Below are 7,999 nucleotides of genomic sequence, written 5' to 3' on the forward strand. Positions count from 1 at the left end.
AAAACAGATAGGATTGGTTAAAAGGAATTTTTTTGTTCTCAAGGGGAGATTGGATATGGCGTTTTGCTGCGCGACATGAAAAGCGGAGCGGCTCTGTTAATAGCTGGAGACCTCGTCATCCCATCCTACTCATGCTCCGCTTTCCGACCGCTGTCTTGGTTGATTGGAGGCAAGCGAGGAGACCTCGCCATCCCTCAACCGCTTTTTTATCCTTGCTCATCAGAGGCTTTAAACCTTAATTTTTCGGTAAACTCATTTTTAAAGAAGGAAAAAGGAAGAAAAAGAAGGAAGAAGCAAAATTTGTAAGGTGCGTATTTACGGCTTAAATTCAGACTATGAAAGGGATTTAGCAATGCGTATAACGCATCATTGAATATGTGCCGATCCACTACGATAAAATATCATAACCTATTTAGAATAGCTATAGAAATAAGGAACCCTATAGCTATTGTTACTTTCAACTATTTTTTGTTAGCAATTATATAGCAATTAGGAATCAGATGTGAGAATCAAGGTGTTCCTTAAAAGGTATAGAATAGAGCAGTTATCATATTCGTATATATTTATTTTTGTCTTCTTCTCTGTTCCCTGTTCCCCGTTCCCTGTTCCCTAATTTCTATAGAAATAATCAACAAAGAAAAATTTTATGAATTCTCAAAATTATCGTCTAATTACTATTCCTATCAGCCATTACTCTGAAAAAGCTCGTTGGGCATTAGACAGACTAAAAATTACTTACAAAGAAGAACCTCATGTTCCTGTATTTCATCGATTTGCTACTATGAAATATGATGGTAGTAGTGTTCCAGTTTTAGCTACATAAAATCATGGTAATCTTGTTGATTCAACTTATATTTTGCATTACCTGAATGGCATAGCACCAGTAGATAAAAAATTATATCCAGAGATTCCAGAATTACGGAAAGAAGTTGAATAACTAGAAGATTTATTTGATGAAAAATTAGCTGTTGCTGTCAGAAATTGGGGATATTTTTATAAAGTAAAAGATCGCCAAACTATGGGTAGAGGTTGGTGTACAAATACTCCTTGGTTTGAACAAATTGGATTTGCTATTGCTTTTCCCTATCTCTCAAATTTGTTAAAGAAAAAATTTCAGCTAACGACAGAAAATGCTGCAAAATCTCTGGCAGAAATTCAGGAGGTTTTTGATTTAGTTAGTAAACGATTATCTGACGGTCGTTCTTATTTAGTAGGAGATGATTTTTCCGCAGCAGACTTAACTTTTGCTGCTCTATCCGCTCCTATTTTAATGCCACCAGAACATTTTCTTAAACCTCAACCACTCTCACAACTTCCCTCATAAATGGCAACAATAATCCAAGAGTTACAAGCAACTCCCGCCCGAAATTATGGTTTGCTTTTATACAGAGAAGAACGTAATTTCAGTTAACAGTTATCAGTTATCAGTTATCACTTACCAGTTAACAATTAACAGTAAATCCTAATTTCAGTTAACAGTTATCAGTTAACAGTAGATTCTATTTATGTAGAGAAGTGAAATTCTACTTTTCTACTTCTTGTTAAATTTTCTGCTCATCAAATTCTCCCATAATGATTATCAGCGGTTTTCATTTCAGTAGACCACAGTAGGAGCGAATAGCCATATTTAAGTTAACAGTTATCAGTTATCAGTTATCACTTACCAGTTAACAATTAACAGTAAATCCTAATTTCAGTTATCAGTTATCAGTTAACAGTAGATTCTATTTATGTAGAGAAGTGAAATTCTACTTTTCTACTTCTTGTTAAATTTTCTGCTCATCAAATTCTCCCATAATGATTATCAGCGGTTTTCATTTCAGTAGACCACAGTAGGAGCGAATAGCCATTAGCTCCTACAGAGTTTTTGTTAGTAGTTTATCAATCTGAAAAGCGCTGTATAACAATCCGCACATAGATTGTAATATTTTATCGTAGGGGTTTGGTCTCCAAACCCTAACAAAAATGGGATTTAGAAACCAAACCCCTACAGTTTTTTTTCATAAATCATTTCATAATGAATCTCTTCTTACTTTTGCAAATAATTACCAAATTATTTGTCTATAGTTATTCAGGATTAATTTTAATTTACTTGATACTCAGACTAATATTCTGGGATAAATTCTGGCTAATAGCTTTAATTGGAAATTTTATCCCCTTAATTCTTTTACCAATATTAATCCTGCCACTCCCGACATTTTCCATTATCAAAAAACGTTGGTTTTTGATACTTTCATCTATTGCTTCTCTACTGCTTATTGGTTGGCTACATACACAATATTTTTCTCCTCAAACTATTTCCGCAGTAAATACTCAACCCCTCAAAATTTTATCCTTAAATAATAGCTGGCATAAGACTGAAACAAAAACCCTAGTAGAAATAATTAAACAAGAAAAACCAGACATAGTATTTTTACAAGAAATCACCAGAAATCACATTACAAAATCCTTTCCCAAATTAAAAGCTAACTATCCCTATCAAACCTCAGACGATATTAAAGGTTATAGAGCAGGAATTCTCAGCAGATATCCTATAGAATTTCAAGAAAATCTACACTTAGCAGGTCATTCAGAAATTCAACAACGAGCTCTTATTAAAATTAAACAACAGCTAATAGTTGTCTACAATATTCAAACAATTTCACCTTGGATTCGACTCCGAAAAGTTTTACCATTTTTGACAATACCAGTTTATGAATTTTCAGAGCGATCGCTAGAAATTCAAGACTTAATAGAGCGACTAAAAAAAGAAACTTTACCTATTGTTGTAGCGGGTGATTTTAATATGAGCGAACAATCTCAGGATTACTATTATTTAAAACAAGTATTAACAGATTCTTTTCGAGTATCAGGAATGGGTTTTGGTTTAACTTGGCCTGCGGGTTGGTCTCTGGATTTTTTGATACCAAATTATACCTGGAAATTGGATTATCCTCTGTTTAGAATTGACTATATTTGGTATTCAAATCACTGGGTTTCTCAGTCTGCTGAAGTTTTGCCAACTACAGGTTCAGACCATTTGCCTTTAGTAGCGGAATTGGTGTTAAGTAAATAGTGGAAATTATTATGCTTTGTAATTGATTATTTGTAGAAGATTTCACTATTCTTACAACTAATATTTTCTGAGTAGGATTAGCCGAAAATATTAATCCACCATTCTGAAATATAGTTCCACAGAATACGGTTTAAAAATGCAAGGATTGAACCAACAAGCACAGTCATTAACCAAAAATTTTTCCTGCTACTGTTTTTACTAAAATATTCGTCTTGTTCCTTCTTTGATGCTTCGGTAAAAAGAAGAAAACGATAAGTAGGTAATTTAGTTAACCAAAGCATCAATATAGTCAATAGAAGGGAGGTAAAAATATAAAAGAAAGCAAAAAAGAAAATACTAATATCCTCATTTAAACCCTTTACTGCGCAAGTATCAAAAAATTTAATAAGAAAGTCTACTTTTTCAGCAAGTAATATATTTTCTCCTAGAAACTGACCTATTTGATCTGAAAAGCTGCTACAACTTGTCAAGATTTCCTTTGAAAGTATCCACAAGACTACACGACACAATACAAAGCTAAGAATTAAAGAAGGAATTAAAACTACTATAGAGTCTTTCATAATCTTTCGCCTGAAGCCAGCAAAACGCACATCTGTTTTGACAAAACCTATAATGCAGTTACGGACAAGCTCGGCAATCTCAATTCCCCAGCCTTGATTAGTACATCTGATAGAATAACTAATTTGAGGTATTTTATCTGCAACGCCAATATATATTGTCAAAGCAGTTGATTTCATTTTTGTACTTTTTGATTTTGCCGAATAGGGAGTACCTTCCTCTACAGAAAAGACCGATATTTCCTGCCTTTCAGGAACTTTTTTATCATGGAACTCAACAAGGTAAATCCAAGTAAATATAAAGCCTGTACAAATCAAATTTCTTCGTTCTTTATTTTCATATTCCTGAAAACTCTTAACACCGCTAAATGAAAATGAAGAATTATCATTGAAAAATAACTTAGCTCTAAACTCTACCAACACGGACTGATTCTGCTTTGTTATTCTGTTATCTATTATTTGATTAAGCTGTTCAAATCCTCCAAAATTTATCTCGAATGCACCTTCTACATACCCCTCAACCGACTCTGGTTTGCCTAGAAGAGAAACCACAAAGTCTTTAAAAGCCTCCCTGTTTACATCAAGACTGATTGAAGAGTTTTTTCGTTGCATATAAATAGGTGGAATTTCTAAATTATCATCATCCATTTGAAAAATTCCTAAGTTAACTAAACCTATTATAGAAATCATTTAATATTTCTCTCTACGCAATAAAAAGAGAAAAATTTCATCCTCCAGCTCCGAGAGCTTCAGCAAATGAAACTACTATTTCTCTCTACGCAATAATAAGGAGAAAAATTTCATCCTCCAGCTCCGAGAGCTTCAGCAAATGAAACTACTATTTCTCTCTACGCAATAATAAGGAGAAAAATTTGCACCATCCACCTCCGAGAGCTTCAGCAAATGAAACTACTATTTCTCTCTACGCAATAATAAGGAGAAAAATTTGCACCACCACCTCCGGAAGCTTCAGCAAATGAAACTACTATTTCTCTCTACGCAATAATAAGGAGAAAAATTTGCACCACCCGACTCCGGGAGCTTCAGTCAATGAAATGACTATTTCTATCTAGGCAATAGAAGAGAAAATTTTCACCTCCCCCTCCGGGAGCTTCAGCAAATGAAATTACCATTACTCTCTACGCAACTCTACGCAATAATAAGGAGAAAAATTTGCACCACCCGACTCCGAGAGCTTCAGCAAATGAAACTACTATTTCTCTCTACGCAATAGAAGGAAAAAATTTCACCATCCACCTCCGAGAGCTTCAGCAAATGAAACTACTATTTCTCTCTACGCAATAGAAGGAAAAAATTTCACCATCCACCTCTAGGAGCTTCAGCAAATGAAACAACTATTGCGCAATACGCAATAGAAGGAAAAATTTCACCACCCACCTCTAGGAGCTTCAGCAAATGAAACAACTATTGCGCAATACGCAATAGAAGGAAAAAATTTCACCACCCGCCTCCGAAGCTTCAGCAAATGAAACAACTATTGCGCAATACGCAATAAAAGGAAAAATTTTCACCTCCGCCTCCGGGAGCTTCAGCAAATGAAACTACTATTTCTCTCTACGCAATAGAAGGAGAAAAATTTCACCATCCGCCTCCGAGACCTTCAGTAAATGAAAAAAAATCGCCACGCTAAAGGATTTTCAGTTGTATCCTCACAAAAAGTGTGATACCATAAAAACTAGCTGGTTTTACTCGCCTATATACATGATTTTTTATTCAACTAAAAATAATATTGTTTTCCAGCAATAGAACTCCGTTCCGCTTTTCGGCTATCGCCGACATCAAAGACAGAGCAAGTGCGGCAGCTATATCGCGAACGTTATACAAAAGAAAATCAACCTCAAAGATATCAAATAGGTTCTATAGAATAGACCTCGCAACAATAGCCACCGACTTTTTTTCTACTCAATACTTCTGACTTCTGTAGGTGTGATTCCCGAATCACTCCTACAAACTTCTGACTTAAAAAAACCCTACCGCCTCAATAGCAGCCTCCAGAGCGATCGCCACATGAGTCCAATGAGTCCCCCCCTGACAAAACACCACATAAGGTTCCCGCAAAGGTCCGTCTGCCGAAAACTCAGAAGTAGACCCATCAATAAAAGTACCGCCCGCCATAACCAACTGACTTTCATATCCAGGCATCGGCGCAGGTACCGGATCTAAATAAGACCCCACAGGGGAATATTGCTGAATAGCTCGACAAAAAGCAATTAACTTCTCCGGGGAACCCAACCTTATCCCCTGAATAACATCCCGTCGTTTTTCCAGAGGCAAAGGATTAACCGGATAACCCAACCTATCAAAAACATAAGCCATCAAATGATTACCCTTCATCGCCTCCCCCACCATTTGTGGCGCCAAAAACAAACCTTGAAACAACAACCTATTTTGCTCAAAAGTCGCCCCTCCGCTACTACCAATACCAGGAGCAGTTAACCGACAACTCGCAGCCTCCACCAAATCAGCCCTACCAGCCACATACCCCCCCGCCGTAACAATAGTGCCACCAGGATTTTTAATTAAAGACCCCGCCATTAAATCCGCCCCCACCGCCGTCGGTTCCCGATCTTCAATAAACTCCCCATAACAGTTATCCACAAAACAAACCGTTTCAGAATTTTGTAGCTTAACAATCTTGACAATTTGCTCAATATCTGAAATAGACAAACTAGGTCGCCAAGAATAACCACAAGAACGTTGAATCAAAGCCAGACGAGTCTTTTCCGTAATCGCAGACTCCAAACCCCGCCAATTTATCGTCCCAGTTGACCTCAGAGGCAACTCCCGGTAACCAACCCCAAATTCCTTCAGAGAACCTTGACCTTCCTCCCTCAGACCAATAACCTCCTCCAAAGTATCGTAAGGAGAACCCACAACCGACAACATTTCATCCCCCGGCCTCAGAGTACCAAATAAAGCACAAGCGATCGCATGGGTTCCCGAAACAAATTGGACTCTTACTGCTGCTGCCTCAGCCCCCATCACCTCTGCAAAAACCTTGTCCAAAGTCTCCCGCCCCAGATCGTCATGGCCATAACCAGTCACCCCAGAAAAATGATGGACACCGACTCGATGATGACGAAAAGCATCTATCACCCGTCTGAGATTTTGCTTGACTGAACTATCAATTTCGGAAAATATGGGAAGTAGTTCTTGTTCTGCTGCTTGTAGATATTCAATGCTGTTCATAATTATTTCTTTATTTATTTGTTTGTTTTATTTGTGATATCCTAAATAAAGTGTAAATTTTTGTTAATACTCAAATTCACAATAAAATCTAGATTTCCTTTGTCAACAAAGAATTAATTTAGATATCCAGGTATAAGCATTCAGATGAGTGAACGTAATAACTTGACTTCGGTTAGCCGATCGACAATTTCATTTCCTCCGGAATGCTGCGCAAACATAACTTTTAATTATCCTTGAAGATTAATTCCTCCTTCAGTGTGATAATGAGTTAATAACTGATAGTTAACGGCTGAATGCTTATATCTAGGCTGTACTTTTTTTTGAAACAAGTTTCATCAAAAAGATATGACAATTTTGAGATAAACAACCTAAAGAAACAAAGCAGTGTTTGGCTTAATGTAAACATAGTAATTGACTTTTTATCTTAATCAAATTTTTAGAGTCAATTGCCAAAATTTAGAGATTTTACTATATTTATTTAGTATATTTATAGTACCTTTGTTTAAGAAAAATTATCTTGTATTATCGGTCAGTAATTTAAACTTAAACACTTAACAATACCCAGGATTTTGGTATAAGAAGATTTTTTGACTTTCTGCTTTTGATTATATAGATTAAGCAGTTATTACCAAAATATTTTCCATATCCTATACACAGATATAAACCTGCTTTGATTAAGCTAGCTTCTTTGGAGCTATTTAGTTCTTAACTTAGAGATTTTTTATGACGATTTCCACATCAGAAAAACTTTCACTAGATTGGTCTATAGTCGCCTTTATGGCATTCCTCCACATTGGAGCCCTTTTTGTCTTAGTTCCTAGTAACTTTAGTTGGACTGCGGTTGCTCTAGCAATATTTTTACATTGGCTCACAGGTGGTCTAGGAATTACTCTAGGATTTCATCGTCTGGTGACACACCGTAGTTTTAAAACCCCTAAGTGGCTAGAATACTTCTTGATTTTTTGTGGAACACTTGCCTGTGAAGGAGGAGTTTCTGATTGGGTAGGTTTACACCGTATTCATCACATACATTCAGATAATCAAAAAGATCCCCATGATTCTAATCGTGGCTTTTGGTGGAGTCACATGGGTTGGATGCTCCATGACTTACCAATTAAATCTGAAGTACCTCGCTACATAAAAGATATAGCAGACGATCCTGTTTACAAGTTTTTGA

Annotated in this window: 5 protein-coding genes and 1 pseudogene; 4 read left to right on the top strand and 2 right to left on the bottom strand. The window is 36.3% G+C overall.

All coding sequences use genetic code 11. The features are described 5' to 3' along the window. The first annotated feature begins 646 nt into the window (after positions 1-646). The 3 genes from F6K22_RS23355 (at position 647) to F6K22_RS23365 (ending at position 3,055) form a co-directional block, all read left to right on the top strand. The gene (locus tag F6K22_RS23355; RefSeq protein ID WP_293103382.1) at positions 647-823 is read left to right on the top strand and encodes a glutathione S-transferase N-terminal domain-containing protein; all 177 of its coding nucleotides are present in this window, start codon (positions 647-649) and stop codon (positions 821-823) included. 195 nt (positions 824-1,018) lie between these two features. After that, on the top strand, positions 1,019-1,324 hold the full coding sequence (locus tag F6K22_RS23360; RefSeq protein ID WP_293103385.1) for a glutathione S-transferase family protein: 306 nt from the start codon (positions 1,019-1,021) through the stop codon (positions 1,322-1,324). Positions 1,325-2,017: 693 nt separating this feature from the next. After that, positions 2,018-3,055, top strand: coding sequence for an endonuclease/exonuclease/phosphatase family protein (locus tag F6K22_RS23365; protein WP_293103388.1), 1,038 nt, complete (start codon positions 2,018-2,020; stop codon positions 3,053-3,055). 77 nt (positions 3,056-3,132) lie between these two features. On the opposite strand, the gene F6K22_RS23370 is transcribed toward F6K22_RS23365, so the two are convergent. Both F6K22_RS23370 and F6K22_RS23375 read right to left on the bottom strand, forming a co-directional pair. After that, positions 3,133-4,302 (bottom strand): hypothetical protein, encoded by a 1,170-nt coding sequence (locus F6K22_RS23370; protein ID WP_293103390.1) that lies wholly within the window; start codon positions 4,300-4,302, stop codon positions 3,133-3,135. Positions 4,303-5,592: 1,290 nt separating this feature from the next. Beyond that, positions 5,593-6,822: a methionine gamma-lyase family protein gene (locus F6K22_RS23375; RefSeq protein WP_293103393.1), complete on the bottom strand. Its 1,230-nt coding sequence runs from the start codon at positions 6,820-6,822 to the stop codon at positions 5,593-5,595. 723 nt (positions 6,823-7,545) lie between these two features. On the opposite strand from F6K22_RS23375, the pseudogene F6K22_RS23380 reads away from it, so the two are divergent. Further along, positions 7,546-7,999: pseudogene (locus tag F6K22_RS23380) on the top strand (acyl-CoA desaturase); the annotation flags it as partial.

It is taken from the genome of Okeania sp. SIO2F4 (assembly GCF_010672385.1).
Taxonomy (GTDB): Bacteria; Cyanobacteriota; Cyanobacteriia; order Cyanobacteriales; family Microcoleaceae; genus Trichodesmium.